Annotated in this window: 17 protein-coding genes; 9 read left to right on the plus strand and 8 right to left on the minus strand. The window is 65.9% G+C overall.

From position 1 onward, the window contains the following. Positions 1-13: 13 nt before the first annotated feature. From ispF to phoU, 3 genes are all read right to left on the minus strand, one after another. Positions 14-478: a 2-C-methyl-D-erythritol 2,4-cyclodiphosphate synthase gene (gene ispF, locus CW348_RS09150; protein ID WP_011293329.1), complete on the minus strand. Its 465-nt coding sequence runs from the start codon at positions 476-478 to the stop codon at positions 14-16. Positions 479-516: 38 nt separating this feature from the next. Further along, positions 517-999 (minus strand): CarD family transcriptional regulator, encoded by a 483-nt coding sequence (locus CW348_RS09155; protein ID WP_011293330.1) that lies wholly within the window; start codon positions 997-999, stop codon positions 517-519. Between the two features lie 595 nt (positions 1,000-1,594). Next, positions 1,595-2,257, minus strand: a complete 663-nt coding sequence (phoU, locus tag CW348_RS09160; protein ID WP_016189365.1) for a phosphate signaling complex protein PhoU — start codon at positions 2,255-2,257, stop codon at positions 1,595-1,597. A 123-nt stretch (positions 2,258-2,380) separates the two neighbouring features. Between phoU and CW348_RS09165 the strand changes: the two genes are divergently transcribed. Continuing rightward, positions 2,381-3,559 (plus strand): cell wall metabolism sensor histidine kinase WalK, encoded by a 1,179-nt coding sequence (locus CW348_RS09165; protein WP_016189366.1) that lies wholly within the window; start codon positions 2,381-2,383, stop codon positions 3,557-3,559. After that, a complete protein-coding gene (locus CW348_RS09170; RefSeq protein WP_011293333.1) occupies positions 3,556-4,248 on the plus strand; it encodes a response regulator transcription factor in 693 nt (230 codons plus the stop codon). Before CW348_RS09165 ends, CW348_RS09170 begins: the two co-directional genes overlap by 4 nt. A gap of 82 nt (positions 4,249-4,330) precedes the next feature. Here the strand turns inward: CW348_RS09170 and CW348_RS09175 are convergent, their stop codons facing one another. The 3 genes from CW348_RS09175 to mshA all read right to left on the minus strand — a co-directional run bounded on the left by CW348_RS09175 (position 4,331) and on the right by mshA (position 7,053). Further along, complete coding sequence (locus CW348_RS09175; protein WP_011293334.1) at positions 4,331-5,074, minus strand: phosphoglyceromutase; 744 nt, start codon at positions 5,072-5,074, stop codon at positions 4,331-4,333. Positions 5,075-5,150: 76 nt separating this feature from the next. After that, positions 5,151-5,672 carry a YbjN domain-containing protein gene (locus tag CW348_RS09180; protein ID WP_011293335.1) on the minus strand — a complete coding sequence of 174 codons (522 nt, stop codon included), beginning with the start codon at positions 5,670-5,672 and terminating at the stop codon, positions 5,151-5,153. Between the two features lie 76 nt (positions 5,673-5,748). Beyond that, a complete protein-coding gene (gene mshA / locus CW348_RS09185) occupies positions 5,749-7,053 on the minus strand; it encodes a D-inositol-3-phosphate glycosyltransferase (RefSeq protein ID WP_104612725.1) in 1,305 nt (434 codons plus the stop codon). Positions 7,054-7,763: 710 nt separating this feature from the next. Between mshA and CW348_RS09190 the strand changes: the two genes are divergently transcribed. From CW348_RS09190 to CW348_RS09210, 5 genes are all read left to right on the plus strand, one after another. Beyond that, the gene (locus CW348_RS09190) at positions 7,764-9,743 is read left to right on the plus strand and encodes an N-acetylmuramoyl-L-alanine amidase (RefSeq protein WP_104612724.1); all 1,980 of its coding nucleotides are present in this window, start codon (positions 7,764-7,766) and stop codon (positions 9,741-9,743) included. A 96-nt stretch (positions 9,744-9,839) separates the two neighbouring features. Next, on the plus strand, positions 9,840-10,082 hold the full coding sequence (locus tag CW348_RS09195) for a hypothetical protein (RefSeq protein WP_011293338.1): 243 nt from the start codon (positions 9,840-9,842) through the stop codon (positions 10,080-10,082). A 238-nt stretch (positions 10,083-10,320) separates the two neighbouring features. Then, positions 10,321-10,707 (plus strand): BlaI/MecI/CopY family transcriptional regulator, encoded by a 387-nt coding sequence (locus tag CW348_RS09200; RefSeq protein ID WP_016189369.1) that lies wholly within the window; start codon positions 10,321-10,323, stop codon positions 10,705-10,707. 4 nt (positions 10,708-10,711) lie between these two features. After that, positions 10,712-11,656 carry a M56 family metallopeptidase gene (locus CW348_RS09205; RefSeq protein ID WP_011293340.1) on the plus strand — a complete coding sequence of 315 codons (945 nt, stop codon included), beginning with the start codon at positions 10,712-10,714 and terminating at the stop codon, positions 11,654-11,656. Between the two features lie 86 nt (positions 11,657-11,742). Next, positions 11,743-12,057: a DUF2516 family protein gene (locus tag CW348_RS09210; RefSeq protein ID WP_011293341.1), complete on the plus strand. Its 315-nt coding sequence runs from the start codon at positions 11,743-11,745 to the stop codon at positions 12,055-12,057. A gap of 5 nt (positions 12,058-12,062) precedes the next feature. Here the strand turns inward: CW348_RS09210 and CW348_RS09215 are convergent, their stop codons facing one another. Beyond that, on the minus strand, positions 12,063-13,022 hold the full coding sequence (locus tag CW348_RS09215) for a neutral zinc metallopeptidase (RefSeq protein ID WP_104612723.1): 960 nt from the start codon (positions 13,020-13,022) through the stop codon (positions 12,063-12,065). Positions 13,023-13,033: 11 nt separating this feature from the next. Beyond that, positions 13,034-14,002 (minus strand): neutral zinc metallopeptidase, encoded by a 969-nt coding sequence (locus CW348_RS09220; protein WP_011293343.1) that lies wholly within the window; start codon positions 14,000-14,002, stop codon positions 13,034-13,036. Between the two features lie 160 nt (positions 14,003-14,162). Between CW348_RS09220 and CW348_RS09225 the strand changes: the two genes are divergently transcribed. Then, positions 14,163-15,908: a DUF2207 domain-containing protein gene (locus CW348_RS09225; protein ID WP_011293344.1), complete on the plus strand. Its 1,746-nt coding sequence runs from the start codon at positions 14,163-14,165 to the stop codon at positions 15,906-15,908. Between the two features lie 13 nt (positions 15,909-15,921). Further along, positions 15,922-16,347, plus strand: a complete 426-nt coding sequence (dtd, locus tag CW348_RS09230) for a D-aminoacyl-tRNA deacylase (RefSeq protein ID WP_011293345.1) — start codon at positions 15,922-15,924, stop codon at positions 16,345-16,347. The last annotated feature ends 35 nt before the right edge of the window (positions 16,348-16,382 follow it).

Here is a 16,382-nt window from a genome sequence, read left to right on the forward strand (position 1 = left end):
GTGGAAAAGAGAGTCAGCGCACGCGCACGCACAATGCAGTAGCGACCGCCGCAATCCCTTCGCCGCGACCGGTGAAACCCAGGCCGTCGGTTGTGGTCGCAGCACAGGACACGGGCGCGCCTACCGCGGCGCTGAGCACTTTCTCTGCCTCGTGCCTGCGCGGCGCGAACTTCGGCCGGTTGCCGATGATCTGGATGGCGATATTGCCGATCTCATAACCGGCCGCACGAACACGTTGGGCGGCCTCGGTCAGCAGCGCCACTCCGGACGCCCCGCGCCAGCGGGGGTCGGAGGTGCCGAACTGCGAACCGAGGTCGCCCAGAGCACACGCCGAGAAGAGGGCATCGCAGGCGGCATGAGCCGCGACGTCACCGTCGGAATGCCCGCTCAGCCCCACCTCGTCAGGCCATTCGAGACCGGCGAGGAAAAGCGGACGTCCCGTTTGGAAAGGGTGAACGTCTGTTCCGACGCCCACCATCGGCAATTCACGAATCACATCTGTGTTTCTTGTGTTCGTTAACCGGCGAGAACCTCGTCGAGAAGAGCCTCGGCTTTATCCTCATTCGTCTTCTCGGCGAGCGCCAGTTCACTCACCAGAATCTGTCGGGCTTTCGCGAGCATGCGCTTTTCTCCGGCGGAAAGACCGCGCTCCTTATCACGCCGCCAGAGGTCCCGAACGACTTCTGCAACCTTGTTGACGTCGCCGGAGGCCAGCTTTTCGAGGTTTGCCTTGTAGCGCCGAGACCAGTTCGTGGGCTCCTCGGTGTGCGGCGCGCGCAACACCTCGAAAACCCGATCTAGACCTTCTTGACCAACCACGTCGCGGACGCCGACTTCCTCGGCATTGTCCGCGGGAACACGTACCGTAAGATCACCTTTGTCGACCTTCAGAACGAGGTAAGTCTTTTCCTCGCCCTTAATGGTCCGTGTTTCGATAGCCTCGATTCGAGCAGCCCCATGATGGGGGTAGACAACAGTGTCGCCGACCTTGAAAGTCATGTGACAAGTACCCCTTCCGCTACTACCAGGATACCACGAACTCGTCCCTTAACGCACCTATCGGATTTATGAATACGCAGGTCAAAGCCGCAATCACCGGCTTGACAAAGCAAGCTTGAGTAGCTGTCGAAGCATCGGAAAAACTCACGGGACACTCACCAGAGTCCGCTTCTCCTGATAGCGGTGGGAAACCCCCATTCTACCCGCGACCCCCCAAGTCGGCCATGGGTACGCCCAAGACAGGGCCATAGTCCTCCTACGATCCCGTCATCCCCTGTCCAGAAGTCCTTGCGAGGCACGGACCTCCCGAACAATTCGGGAGCAGAACCCCGGCCGCCCCACACGACATGGGCGAGCCCGGCCCTCTCGCGGCCGAACTCGCCCACTCCCCGTAGCAAAAAACCAGTAAAAATCCCGGCAACTCGCGGCGGGACGAGGTGGCACAGCCCATCTCCCGAGCCAGCCCTGCTCGGTCCCCCTGCTCCTGGCTCCGAAACATCCCGTCGCGGAGGAGCCGCGGTACTTCCCACCCCGGTCCGCTCCTGTTGCCGCCAGCCGACACCCATCACCCCGCTTCAGGGTCGGCGCAGCACGATCAGCCTTCCCCGTAGGAGTCCTTGGGCCGTTCCCCCGTCACCAGGTAGACGAGGTTGTCGGCAACGTGGACGGCGTGGTCCCCGAAACGCTCGTAGAACCGGCCTGCCAGGGTGACGTCCATCGTGGCTTCCACCCCGTACTCCCACTTCGACGACAGGATGCGCTCCAGCAGCTTGCGGCGGAGCCGGTCCATGCGGTCGTCGTCCTTGTCCAGTTCCCGGGCGGTCTCCACGTCCCGGTTCGCGACGACCTCCCCCGCTTTGATCACCAGCATCTCCGCCTGGTGGCCCATCTCCAGGACGATCGAGCGCAGCTCGGCCGGGATCGCCGAATCGGGGTACCTGCGCCGGGCGATCTTGGCGATGTGCACCGCGTGGTCCCCCATCCGCTCCAAGTCACCAGACATGTGGAGAGCGGTGATAATAGTGCGGAGGTCCTGCGCCACGGGCTGCTGCCGTGCCATGAGCGCCATGGCGCTGCTTTCGATCTCGTCGTTGAGGGTGTTGAGTTTTTCATCCCCCGAGATGACCTCTTGGGCCGCGTCGAGGTCGGCGTCCAGCAGTGCGGTGGTGGCGCGCGCAATCGCGTGCCGGGCCAGCCGGGTCATCTCGATCAGCCGGTCAGAGAGAGCGTCCAGCTCCTCGTGATAGGTGTCGCGCATGTCCTCAATCGTTCCAAGGGGTCTGTGAATCACCGAGGAATCCCCGGTGAACTCTTGAAAAAACTCCGCTCTACCAGCCCACCTTCCGGGTAGCGGCCCGTTCTGTCCGCTTACGATCGAATTGTGGAAGGGGAGCTGCTGGCCGCGATCGCGGGACTTGTAGGGCTCGTGACAGGAGTCGCGGCCGGTCTAGCGTTCCGCATCAGCGAGTCAAGCCATAGCCATACCCCCGATCCGGCCCCGCAATCGAGCCTCCCTCCCGGGATCGCCGAAGTACTTGCCGCACTGCCCTCGTCGGCAGTCGTCCTGGACTCCACCGACCGGGTGCTGCGCGCCAGTTCTGCGGCCCGGGCCTACCGGCTCGTCAGCGGTGACGAACTCGTCATCGGGGAACTGCTCGCTCTGGCCCGACAGGTCCGCAGAGACGGGGTGATCCGCGAAACCGAGATCGAAGTGTCTGTGCGCAGGTTCGGCCCTGACTCCACCACTTTTGCGGTCCGGGTCGCCCCGCTCGGCGCAACCGGGTTGATCCTGGTCCTGGCCGAAGACCAGACCGAGCGCCGCCGCGTGGAAGCGGTGCGCCGCGACTTCGTCGCCAACATCAGCCACGAACTCAAAACCCCGGTCGGCGCACTCTCCCTCCTCGCGGAGACGATCAACGACGCCAGCGACGACCCGGACGCTGTGCGTCGCTTCGCTTCCCGGATGAAACACGAGGCGGACCGGTTGACCAGCCTCATCCAGGACTTGATCACCCTCTCCCGCATCCAGGGAGCCGAACCCCTCTCCGAACCCGTCGAAGTCGCGGTGGATACCGTGGTGGAAGAGTCACTGGATGCGGTGCGTACCGCCGCCGACACAAAAAACATCGAACTGGTCTCCGGTGGCGCCGAAGGCGTCACCGTCATGGGTGACGAGGGCCTGCTGATCACCGCGCTGCGCAACCTGGTCGCCAACGCCGTCGCCTACAGCCCGGCGAACACCCGCGTCGCGGTGACGGTGCGGACCACCGACACCACGGTGGAGATCAGTGTCGCTGACCAAGGAATCGGCATTCCCCCACAAGACCTGGAACGCATTTTCGAGCGCTTCTACCGAGTGGATGCGGCTCGAAGTCGGGCCACCGGAGGTACCGGCCTTGGCCTGGCCATTGTGAAACACATCATGACCCTGCATCGCGGGGAAGTGACAGTGTGGAGCAAAGAGGGCGAGGGGTCGACGTTCACCTTGCGTCTCCCCCGGTCCGAGACCCCGGAGCCGCCAGGCTCCACTGCCACAAGTGATCAGGAGGCAGCACAGTGACGCGTGTACTCGTCGTTGAAGACGAGGAATCCTACAGCGATGCCCTGTCGTACCTGCTTCGCAAGGAAGGCTTCGAGGTCGCCGTTGCCCCGACTGGAACGAGTGCTCTAGAGATCTTCGACCGTACCGGTGCTGATCTCGTCCTTCTCGACCTGATGCTGCCGGGCCTGTCCGGTACCGAGGTGTGCCGCACCCTGCGACAGAAGTCTAACGTCCCGGTGATCATGCTCACCGCCAAAGACAGCGAGATCGACAAAGTCGTCGGTCTCGAACTGGGTGCAGACGACTATGTGACCAAGCCCTTCTCGTCGCGGGAGCTGGTGGCCCGGATCCGCGCGGTGCTGCGCCGCCGCACCGCGGACGACACGGTGCTGCCCAGCGTCCTGGAAGCCGGGCCGGTCCGCATGGACGTGGAGCGCCACGTGGTGACGGTGCGCGGGGAAAACGTGCAGCTTCCTCTCAAAGAGTTCGAGCTGCTGGAAGTCCTGCTCCGCAACGCCGGCCGGGTGCTGACCCGTCCGCAACTGATCGACCGGGTCTGGGGGGCCGACTACGTGGGGGACACCAAAACCCTCGACGTCCACATCAAGCGGCTGCGCGCCAAGATCGAAACCGATCCCAGCAAACCGCAGCACATCATCACGGTCCGGGGCTTGGGCTACAAGTTCGAGCCCGAACCGGCTACGTGACTGCCGCTGCGAGCAGTTCCAGCACGCGCAAGGCGGCCGGGTCCACGGGGGCTCCGGCCGCCTTCGCGTCCACTGCTCCGGACTACTTGCCCTGGTTCTTGACCGCTTCGATGGCCTCTTTGGCCGCCTCGGGGTCCAGGTACTCGCCGCCCGTCTTCCGCGGAGTGAAGTCGTCGTTGAGCTCGTACACCAGCGGGATACCGGTGGGGATGTTGAGCCCGGCGATGCTCTTGTCGTCGATGTTGTCCAGGTGCTTGACCAGGGCGCGCAGCGAGTTGCCGTGCGCCGCGACCAGCACGGTGCGTCCCGCAGCCAGGTCGGGGATGATCGCGTCGTACCAGTAGGGCAGCATCCGCCGCACGACGTCTGCCAGGCATTCGGTGCGCGGCATCAGCTCGGGGGGCAGGGTGGCGTAACGCGGGTCGTTGTGCTGCGAGAACTCGCTGTCTTCGGCGAGCGGCGGCGGAGGCGTGTCGTAGGAACGCCGCCAGATCATGAACTGCTCGTCACCGAATTCGGCGCGGGTCTGCGCCTTGTTCTTTCCTTGGAGGGCGCCGTAGTGGCGTTCGTTGAGCCGCCAGGAGCGCTTGACCGGAATCCAGTGCAGTCCGGCCTCCTCAAGCGCGATGTTGGCGGTGCGGATGGCCCGCTTCAGCAGGGAGGTGTGGACCACATCGGGGCGGATTCCCGCCTCGGCCAGCAGCCTGCCCCCGCGGCGGGCTTCCTCTTCGCCTTTCGGGGACAGGTCCACGTCCACCCAGCCGGTGAACAGCCCTTCAGCGTTCCACACGCTTTCGCCGTGGCGCAGCAGAACCAGAGTCGACATGTGTCTCAGCCTAGCGACTCGTCCTGGCCGCCCACGGCGGAGGGCAGCGAATGGTCTACGCCAATTTTCCTAGGTTTCACCGGGCGCACCCGTCGTCAGAGCCCTGCTCCACCAGGTGGCGGAAGGCTTTCAGGTTGCGGCGGCTCACGCCGCGTTTGGTGCGCCATTCCCACTCCTTGCGGATCGCCGTGGCGAACCCGCGTTCCAGCGCCGGGTTGAAGTTCTCATCAGAGTAAGAGAGGAGGCACCCCAGCAGCCGGTCCACTTCCTGCGGGGTGATCCCGGCCAGCGGCAGCCGCCCGGTAATGTACACGTCGCCCACGTCGTCGGCGGTGAAGGCCATGCCGTACATGTCGGAGTTGCGCCGCATCAGGTAGCGGTAGAACTCGCCTTCGTTCTCGTCTGGCCGCCGGCAGAAGAAGCTCTTGATCAGCAGACTGTGTCTGCCAATGTTCAGCCACACCAGAGTCTTGAGCTTGCGCTCGCCCGGCAGGGTGACCAGAAAGGCGTCGGGCCGGGGCCGTTCGTACTCCAGTTCCGCTTCTTTGAGCGCTTGTTCGATCGCCTCGGCCGCGTCGACCTGTTCCTGTGTGGGCATACGGTCCTCTCTCGGTCGTGTCGTCCTGGGTGGGCTGTTCTCGTCGCCGTCCTCGCCTTCAGCGCACCGGCGGGGGTCACCGGCACGGCACGGTGAGTCGGCACTGGTGGAGGGCGTCGCGGTAGGCCGCCAGCAGCCCGTCCACGGTCGACTCCCAGCTCAGCCCGGAGGCGTGGTGGATGCCCGCGGCTCCCATGCGTTCCCGCCAACGGGGTTCGGTGATCATCCGGTGCAGCACGTTGGCGTAGTCGTGGGGGTCGTGCCCGTCGATGAGCACTCCGGAGACGCCGTCGCGCACCGCGGTGGGCAGGCCGCCGACGCGGGCCGCGACCACGGGAGTGCCGCAGGCTTGAGACTCCACTGCTACCAGACCGAAGGACTCCGAGTGGGAGGGCACCACGGTCACGGTGGCTGCCCGGTAGTAGTGGACGAGCTCCGCCCGTGGGCAGGGCGGTTCCAGGCGGACCAGGTCAGCGATGCCCAGGGAGTCCGCCAAGTCGGACAGCAGCCGGGGCTCCCGGTAGCCGGTTCCGGACTGGCCGCCGACTACTGCGACAACGAGGCGGTCACGCAGGCTGGGGTTGAGCTCCAGGAGGCGGGCAGCGGCGCGTAGCAGCACGTCGGGGGCTTTGAGCCGCTGCACTCTGCCGACGAACAGCAGCAGGATGGTGTCCTCGGGCAGGCCGAGACGGCGCAGCGATTCGGCGCGCGACCCGGGGGTGAAGGTCGTAAGGTCGACCCCTGGGAACACGGTGGAGACGCGCGAGGGGGAGGCGCCGTAGTAGTTGATGAGCTGGGCTGCCTCGTCGTCAGTGTTGGCGATGAGCCGGTCGGCGAGGGCGACCAGGGCGTCTTCTCCGCGTACTCGTTCCTCAGGCTCGGGGGTGTCGCCTTCGGCGAGGGACATGTTCTTCACCCGGGCCATGGTGTGCATGGAGTGCACGAGCGGCACGCCCCATTCCCGGGCGACGGGCCATCCGGCCTGGCCGGAGAGCCAGTAGTGGGTGTGGACTAGGTCGTAGCTGCCGCCGAGGTGCTCTGCTTCGGCGCGCAGCATGCCGTGCACGAACGGGCACAGGTAGTTGATCAGGGCAGTTTTGTCGAGTGTGCCGTAGGGGCCCGCCGCGATGTTGCGGACGGTGACCCCGGGCGCCAGTTCGACCTCGGGAGGCTGTTCGAAGGAGGTCGCCCGGGTGAAGATGTCGACGGCGATCCCGCGCTCCGCCAGCCGCTTGGCTACCTCGACGATGTAGACGTTCATCCCACCGGCGTCGCCGGTTCCGGGCTGGTCGAGGGGTGAGGTGTGCAGGCTGATGGCGGCGATCCTGCCGGGCTGCACCGTCTGGCTCTGAGCCTCCGTACCCGGAGTCTGTGACGCCACTCGGTTCCCCGTCCCTTCCGGTCCTCTGCGGTTGTACTGCTGCTGACCTCAAGGTCAACATTCGCCCAAGGGCGCAGTGTTCCCATCTTGACCACGAGGTCAGTGGGCACCGGCACTCGGGGTGGGGATTGCCTGGGCCTGGTTCTGCGAAAGGTCAGGCCTTCTTGACCTTCCCCTTACCTGTCTGGGCAAAGGCCCGACACACCCGCCCACCGAATACGACAAAACTCACATACGTCACACCCGGCACAGTATTTCGGACAGTAGCGGAGACTCTACTTACGGTCTCCTTACTGTCGCATGGCATCCCTGGTGCCGGCGCCTGCGCCTGCACAGCACCGTCCGCCCAGCGGAGGCCTCCCTGCTCAGAGCAGGGCCAGGGCTGGAGGCGCAGAGCCTGCAGCCGCACTTCTTTGCGCCGCATGCCCGGCAGCACCGGGAATCCCGGGGATCCACCGCCCGTAGGAAGCAAAGACGCTTTCCTGTCGCGCAGCCGACAAAAACCGCTTAATACGACATCGCCACGCTTTCTCGACAGCTTCCCGAATTCGACTATTGCCGTTTTCTTTCCCGATGGACCGAGGAAATTGCGGCCACCCCTTTTTACGGAACGTAGTGACCGCTTTTCTTCAACTGGTTATCAAGTCCCCCTTGTCGCGGAACAACCAGTAACAGCCCTGGTCAAAGCCTGTTTTCCGCTTGGAGGACACATGCCCAAACCCGAGCGATTTGTGTCCAGGTCCGACCTCAGGTGGGGACCTTCCAACGCCTCATACGCCAACCCGAAACTGGGCTTAGTCATCCACTACGACGGCTCCAACCAAAACCTCGCCGCCAAAGACCACAGCGCCTGTATCAACTACTGGAAAAACACTCGATCATTCCACACCGGCCCAGCGCGCGGCTGGGCAGACATCGGCTACTGCGTAGACGAAGAGACCGAAATTCTCACCACAGACGGCTGGAAGACATTCCGGGAAACCGCCTCAGGGGACCTCGCGCTCACCCTGAACCACAGCACCGGGCTCGCGGAATGGCAGCCGATCCTCGACGTCTACGTGTTTCCCGCGCAACCGCGGACCATGATCCGCATGGAGGGGCGCACCCATTCCTCACTCACCACCCCGCAGCACCGCTGGCCCGTGGAACGCGCCACCCGCACCACGGCGGCGTCTGAGGAAACCCGCCGGGAACGCACGTGGGCCACGACCGAAACCCTGACCGACGGGGACCGCATCCCCCAGGCAGCCCCGTGCCGGGACCTCCCTACCGAACCCAAATGGTCAGATGCTCTCGTCGAGCTCGTAGCGTGGCTTTGGCTCGGCGACCACGCCACCCGCAGCCGCCACTCCGCCACCCTCGCCCTCTCCCAGAGGGACGGGCTCGGAGCAGCCCGGATCCGAGCAGCACTGCACTCCCTGTTCGGTCCCCCTGCACCGCAGCCTTCCCGAGGCGGCCGGAGGCCTTGGTGGCGAGAGCGCCTCACCCGGTCCTGCGTGGAATTCCACTTGTCCCCGGGGGCGAGCCGGATGCTGCTCGAACACATCCCCGACGGGGCAGTGAGCTTCGGTTTCCTGCGCTCCCTGACTCGGGCTCAGCTCAACCTCTTCATCGACACTTCTGTGCGCGCGTGCCGCGCCCACGGCACGACCACGGCCTCCCGCACCGCTCTCGTCCACCGGGACCGGCGGCGGGCCGAAGCCTTCCAATTCGCCGCCATCCTGGCGGGATACCCGGCATCGCTGCGCCACCGCACCCTGCCCGGCCCCGCCCCCGCCGACGTGTGGCTCGTGCACCTCGACACGGCCCAGGACTTCGCCCCCAAAGCTGCGACACCGGGCCTCACCATCGCCGAAGAACCGTATACGGGGCGTGTGTGGTGCGCCCGCACCCCGAACGCCACCTGGCTGGCCCGGCGCGCCGGAACTGTCTACTTCACGGGCAACAGCTTCGGAGCATGCCCGCACGGCTACGTGTTCGAAGGCCGCGGACTGTACAAATCCCAGGCCGCCCAGCCGGGCGGCAACGCGACCTACTACTCGGTGACGCTCATGTGCGGGCCCTCCGACACGATCACCGACGCCCAGATCAACGCGGTCCGGCAGCTCCGCGAATGGCTCATGGAACCGGCGACGTCCATCGCCGGGACGGTCAAAGGCCACCGCGACTTCATCAGCACGTCCTGTCCCGGTGACACGCTCTACCGGATGGTCCGAGACGGGGTCTTCAGTAAGCCAGCACGCTGGGGAACCACCGACACCGAGGAGGACGAGGTGCCGCACTACCTCAACGTCGCGCAGACCAAGGAGGTCGTCGTCCCACCCAAGCAATACGTCTCACTGCGCTGGGACACCGTGTGGACGGACACTGCCAAGACCGCGCACAAGGACGGCCTCGCCGTCATCTCCAAGCCCTGCGATCTCAACGGTGCGCTCTGGCTGGATATTGAAGGATTGGCGGAAGGCGAAGACGTCCAAGTGCGCATGGCCGACTGGGAACGGGCGACCAAGAAGTACTCGCTGCACCCGATCGCAGAAGGCATCGGCACTGAAGGCCGGTCGTTCCCCGTGTTCCCGGTCGTCAACCGTCTCGGCTCCGGACGCACCATGGACTTGCGCGTCTACAACGTCGGGGAACAGCCCTTCACTATTCGGCGCGCCACGTTCAAAGGACACGTCTGGCTGCGCTGAGCCGCCCTGCTTCGCTCCTGCACCGCCTAAGTCTGCTCTCCGGCCCCTCCCCTTGCCCGCACCTTCGTTGTCAGCCCGTCGACCGGGAGGTCGTCCATGCTCACATCCATCGTCCGCACCACCGTGCCGTTGATCGTCGGGGCCCTCACCACCTTCGCTGCCACCCATCTCGGGATCAAGCTGCCGGAGGAAGTACTCACCGAGCTCGTCACCGTGGTCGTCGCCGGGATCTACTACACGGTGGCCCGCTTCCTGGAAGAGCGGGTCTCGCCCGCTTTCGGCCGCATCCTGCTCGGCTTGGGCCTGCGCGGCACCCCTAAGTACGAGGCGAAGCCGTAGCTCTTGCGGACCTTCTTGGAGGAAGCGCCCCGTCACCGCCCCGGGGCGCTTCCGTTTCATGCGCTCTGGACCAGTCCGCTAGCGTCCCGGCGCCGGGCGCTCTGCGCCACCAGGTTCGACCCCACGGCCCCGCGTCTCGTCACCGATTGCGCTCCAGGCCATGGCGTGCAGTGCCTGCCGGAGAGCGGAACCCTTCCCTCCTACACGGTGTAGTACTACCAACAGTAAACTGACTTCTATGAAGACCAGGCTCGGCGACCTTGAACGCGCGGTGATGGATGTACTGTGGGAACAAACCGAGCCCATGACGGTTCGGGAAGTAGGTCGTGCTCTTGCAGACCGCGACCTCGCCCACACCACGGTCATGACCGTGCTTGACCGGCTCGCCAAAAAAGGAGTCGTACGTCGGCACCGCGACGGACGTGCGTGGCGGTATCGCCCGGCAGCCAGCCGAGAGACCTACATCTCGGAGCTGATGCTTGACGCGCTCGGCCAGACTGGTGACCGCGATGCCGCTTTGGCGGCCTTCGTCCGCTCGATGAGCGGGCAGGAAGCCGAAGTGCTCCGCCGCCTCCTCTTGGAGAACCACGGGGAGCACGGGGAGAGCGACAGATCAAGGATGTAGCTGAATGGTCGTTGCCGCACTGCTCACGTTGATCGCAGGCGGCTGCCTTCTCGCCGCCCACCACCTGCTGCGTGCCCAGTGGCCTTCCCGAGGCCCGCATGTCGCTGTGGTCGCCTGGCAGGCGCTGGGGCTGGCGTGGGGGATATCCACCATCGGCGCCCTGCTAGCGTTCGGCCTCGCCCCCTACGGGCAGGGAATTCTTCTCGGTCTGGCCGCCCTCGCCGAGGATGCTGCCGCGAACGGCCTCCAACTGGGGGTTCTGGCTGAGGGGCACTTCGCTGCAACCCGCGTGGCAGCAATCGTCGCCGCGGTCGGCCTGACCACCGTGCTCCTCTGGGGGCTGGCGGTCTCCTTCATCCAGGTCGTGCGGACCCGCCGCCGCCATCGGGCACTTCTCGCCCTGGTCGCCCGCGACCACCCGGAGATTCCCGGGGCGCGGGTGCTCGACCATCCCGCAGCGGCGGCCTACTGCCTGCCCGGCGTGCTGAACCCGCAGATCGTCATCAGCGCGGGAGCCCTGGAAGTACTGGACCGCCGAGAGCTTGCCGCAGTCCTCGCCCACGAGCACGCCCACCTGCGGCAACGCCACGACCTTGTCCTCCTCCCGTTTTCTTCGCTGAAACGCGCCTTCCCGAAGATCCGGCTGATGGAACGCTGCTACAACGCGGTGGCGCTCCTCATCGAAATGTGCGCGGACGACCATGCCCGCCGCTACCACTCGCCCCGCGAGCTGGCGACGGCATTGGTGCGGTTCGGCGCGGCAGGCAAGGCGGCAATCCCCCTCGGCGCCATGGCGGTGGTGCCCAACGAGAACCAGCCCGAGGTGTTGGCGCGGGTTTCCCGGCTGTTGAACCCGGTGAAACTGTCCCGCAGGGCCACGGCGGCGGTGTTGAGCGGGTCGGCTTCCCTCATGGCGGTGACCCTGACACTGTGGCATCTGCCTCTGTAACAGGCCGTGCTGTCCGGGCACGTTTCGCGGCCGTCGTACGTTTACTCTGAAGGCAAGGTTCTTCGAAGCAGAGGTCGGGTGCTCGCGTGTACGCCATTGGCTTTTTCGATCTGCTGTTCCAGGTCTTCCATCTGGCGATCTTCGTGGTGTCGCTGTACGCGCTGATCGAGGCGGCCCGCACCCCCGCACCTGCGTTCCCCGCGATGGACAAGCAGACCAAAGGGCTGTGGGTGGGTCTGCTCAGTGCGAGCACACTGGTCTCGCTGGCCGCGGTAGCGGGCATGTTCGTGTTCCTGACGATCCTGGCGCTGGCCGTTTCCCTCATCTTCCTGATCGACGTGCGGCCCGCGGTCCGGCAGATCGGCCGCTCCGGCAGCGACGGCCCCTACGGTCCCTGGTAATCCGCCTATTCGAGCAGGCTCTCGTCGGCTGTCCACGTGTTGCAGGAGCCGGGGGTCTGGTGGCTGAGCCCTCGCTCCAGCCAGAGCGCGCTGTTGTGTGCAGACCCGTGGGTGCGTTCCGCGGCGCTGCTGCCCTCCCGGTCCGCAGTGTTCGCGGCGTCTTCGAGAAGCGTCTCGTATTCGCTGTCCCCGATGGGATAGGTGACCTGCACTGATCCGAGGAAGACCCCGGCCAGACAGTTGGCTTGCAGTTCGCTGCGGCGGGTCCAGAAGCTCTGCTGGGCGGGGTCGCTTTCTTGACGGCGCTGCTCGTGGTAGTACTCCAGGATCCCCGCTTCTCCCTGCACGTGGTGCCCGTACTCGTGGGCGAGGAGCGAGGCGTAGACGACGCTCTCCGGGCTGTACTTCCATTTAGCCGCGATGTCCCGCACCCCCAGGTAGATGCTCTTGTTCGCTCTGCAGTAGAAGCCGCCCGCGGCTGACGGGTAGTCGCGGCACGGGCTGCTGCCGGGTTTCCGCCAGAAGACCCGTTCCGGGGGTTCGAAGTCCAGTCCGGCTTTCGCGAACTGGACCGTCCACGCCTGGTCGAGGCAGTCGGTGAGCGTGTGCAGGAAGTGCTCCATGGAGTCGGCGTCGTGGACGTCAAGCTCCGGGGCGGGGCAGGGCGGGGAGGCCAGCCGCCCAGTGGCGTAGAGCGGGTTCTGGAAGAGCACGCTCTCTTCAGGGAACTCTGTGAGCAGGCTGCTGTCGGGCCTTGGACGGGTGTCATCGGGGGCGTCCTGCGGTTCCGGTTCGGCGGCGTCGTGATCTGGCCGCAGCACGTCGAACGCCCCGGTGCTGTGGCCCAGCAGGAGCGCCAAGGCGAGGACCGCCGCCCCCACCGCGGCGAAGGGGCCCCAGGCGCGGTTGTGGCTCTCCGCGGTCTGGCTGTCTTCCCACTCCCAGTCCCAGCGTGACTCGTCCACCGGCTTCCTGGTCAGTCGACCAGTTCCTCCCTCGCCTCCCACGTGTTGCATGCGGCGGGGTCTTTGCGGTCCATGCCGTGCTTGGTCCACAGTTGACCGTTGTCAGGACTGCCGTGGGTGTGGATATCCCCCCGGTCAGCGCGGAGCGCGACGTCCCGCAGCACCTCTTCGCGTTCCGTTGTGCCCACGGGAAAACTGTTCTCTACCGCGCCGAGGAACACCCCGCTCAGACAGTTGGCTTGGAGCTCGCTGCGCCGGCTCCACGCGTCGCGGTTCTCTTTGCCGTCGCTGCCGCTCCGCATCGCCTGGTACTGGGTGAGGATGCCGGTCTCCCCCTGCACGTGGTGGCCGTACTCGTGGCCGAGCAGGAACGTGTACGCCACGGCCTGGTCGCTGTGTCCGGAATCGGCCACGATGTCTTCCACCCCGAGGTACAGTCCTTTATTTGCGTGGCAGTAGAACGCGGACGTCCCCTCCGCGGGATAGGTCCCGCACGGGCTCTGCCCCGAGGTGTACCAATAGATCCGGTTGGGGGGTTCGAACTCTAGTCCTGCGGCGCTCAGGTGGGTGCCCCACGCTTCATCAAGGCAGTCGGTGACCTCGTGGAGGAAGTTCTCCACGGATTCCGGGTCGGCAGGGTCGAGCTCCGGGGCAGGGCAGGTCACCGGCCGCAGCTCCCCGCTCAAGTAGAGCGGGTTGGTGGTCAGGATGTCCCGGGCCAGAGCTCCCTCAGGGGGCGCGGGACCGGAGTCGGCGGGCGGGGGCGCGGTGCCCGCCAGCGGCCTGGTGCCCGACTCCAGGAAGGAGGCCACGAGCACGAAACCTGCCAAGGCGACGGACGCCAAGCCCATGAACAGGGAGATCGACACCCCGATCCCCAGGGGGCGTGGCCCGGCGCGTGCTGTGTAGGCAGGCAGCAGGTACTCGCTGCCGAAATTCCGTTTCCTGGCTGGTGCCGCTGTGCTGTTCCGTCCTCGCACCCGCTTGTTCCCCACTGTCGGCCCGTCTTAGGTCACTTTTTGATTATGCAAGGACGAATAGGGCGATACTTCTGCCCGGCCATCTTTCTCGCAGATCCGCTGGACGCGCTCGATAGGCTCACCGTGTGTGGTGTGCGGGGAAGAACAGGTGAGGTAGACGATGAGGGGAACGGCTCTGCTCAGCCTCGCTGCCGTGGTGTCGACGGGGGCGCTGCTCGGGGGCCCGGTCCCAGCATCGGCTCCTCACGACCCGCAGACCCACACCATCCAGCAAGGGGAGCCTGCTGCCGGGCAGATCGTCAACACGATCTCGCTGCGGTTGGACGAGCAGGGGATTCTGCACGCGCAGGAACGCATCACGTTCGGCGGGGAGAGTCCCGCCGAGTTCACTCGGACTTTCCTGCTGCAGGAGCCCTACGACACCGACCACGACCGGCGGTACGAGATCAGCGGGTTGAGTGCGCACACCGGGGCAGGCGACCCGGTCGAGGTCACCGTCACTGAAGACGACACCACCATGGATGCGGTGCTCGCCACCGGGGGCGCCTCCGTCGTCATCCTCGACTATCAGGTGCTCGGCACGGTCAGCGAGGTCGGCGACCGGTTGGAGCTGGAGTGGACCGCGATCGGCGGCTACAGCGAGTTCGTGGAAGAAACGACGGTGGTGGTGGACGCGCCCAGCCCGCCGCAGGCGCTGTCGTGCGCGGCCGGGGAGCCGCTCAGTTCCATCTACTGCACGTCGTCGGATATGGGCGGCCCTCAAGCGCTCGTCGCCCGTTTCCTCCAAACCGACCTGGAGCCGGGCCAGACGTTCGACATCGTGGTGAGCTATCCGCAGGGCACCGCGGAGAGCACGTTGATCCTGTCCCGCTCCTGGTCGCTCACCTCAGCGTTCGCGATCACCCCGGTGACCGCGGGGGTGTTCGGGCTGCTGCTCGTGGTGCTGGTCGGCGGCCTGGTGCTGCTGATCTGGGTCCGTGGCCGAGACGAGCGGGCGCTGCGGTCGGAGGCGCGGAAAGCCGACCACGCCCCCGTAGAGCCGGGGGTGGGCGGCAGCCTGCAGTTCCATCCCCCGGACAACGTCCACCCCGGGCAGATCGGCACGCTGATCGACGAGCAGGCAGACGTCGTGGACATCACTGCGACCGTGGTGGATTTAGCGGTGCGCGGCTATCTGCGGATCGAGGAGCTGCCGCATGAACGCTACGCCTCGGTGGACTGGCTGCTCACCCGGACCGGTCAGCGCGGTGAGGAGACGCTGCTGCCGTATGAGCGCCTTCTGTTGGACGCGCTGTTCCCGAAGGGCCCGCAGACCCGGCTCTCCGAGCTGGGCGAGGAGTTCGCCCAGCAGTTAGCTGACGTGCGCGAGGAACTGTACCGGGACATGGTGCGGTTGAAGTGGTTTGCGCGCCGCCCCAATCGGGAGCGCAACCAGTGGACGACAGTGGGCATCTTCCTGGCACTGCTGGGCGTAGTGGTCACCGTGATGCTGGCGATCTTCACGAACGCGGCGTTCACCGGGCTTGCGCTGGTCATCGCGGGGGCCGCGGTGACGGTCGGCGCCCAGTACGTGCCCGCGAAGACCAAACTGGGCAGCGCTGTGTTCGCGCACGTCGTGGGGTTCCGCGCGTACCTGCTGCGGGCCCAGGTGGACGATATTCCGCCGGATCGGCGCGTCCACGTGTTCTCCCGCTACCTGCCGTACGCGATCATCTTCGACAACGTGGAACAGTGGGCGCGGATTTTGGCGGCTGCCGGAGCAGAAGAGGCATCCGGTCAGGGACTGTCCTGGTATCGCGGGCCGGCAGACTGGGGTCTGGAGGATTTTGCCGACTCCATCAAGGTGTTCACGCTGACCCTGTCCGGGGTCATCTCCAACACTCGGCAGTTCCGGACCCTGATCTGAGAGGAGCAGTGTCATGCGCGCGGTCGTGCAGCGGGTCAGCCATGCCTCGGTGACGGTCGACGGGAAGGTTGTGGGGGCGATTGACGAGCCAGGTCTGCTGGCGCTGGTAGGGGTGACCCACACGGACGGGCCTGCCGAGGCTGCCAAGCTGGCGCGGAAGCTGTGGACGCTGCGGATTTTGGAGGACGAGAAGTCGTGTTCTGACGTGGGCGCGCCGCTGTTGGTGGTCAGCCAGTTCACGTTGTACGGCGACGCCCGCAAAGGGCGCCGTCCCACGTGGCACGCTGCGGCACCGGGACCGGTGGCGGAGCCTCTGGTGGACCAGGTCGTCGAAGAGTTGCGTGCTTTGGGCGCCCGAGTGGAGACGGGTGTGTTCGGTGCGCGGATGTCGGTGGCGTTGACCAACGAGGGCCCGTTCACTGTCCTGCTCGAGGTTTGAGTAACGGCTGTCCGTATGGGTTTTATAAAGACGAT

The sequence above is a fragment of the Thermobifida sp. genome (genome assembly GCF_017577275.1).
GTDB lineage: Bacteria > Actinomycetota > Actinomycetes > Streptosporangiales > Streptosporangiaceae > Thermobifida > Thermobifida fusca.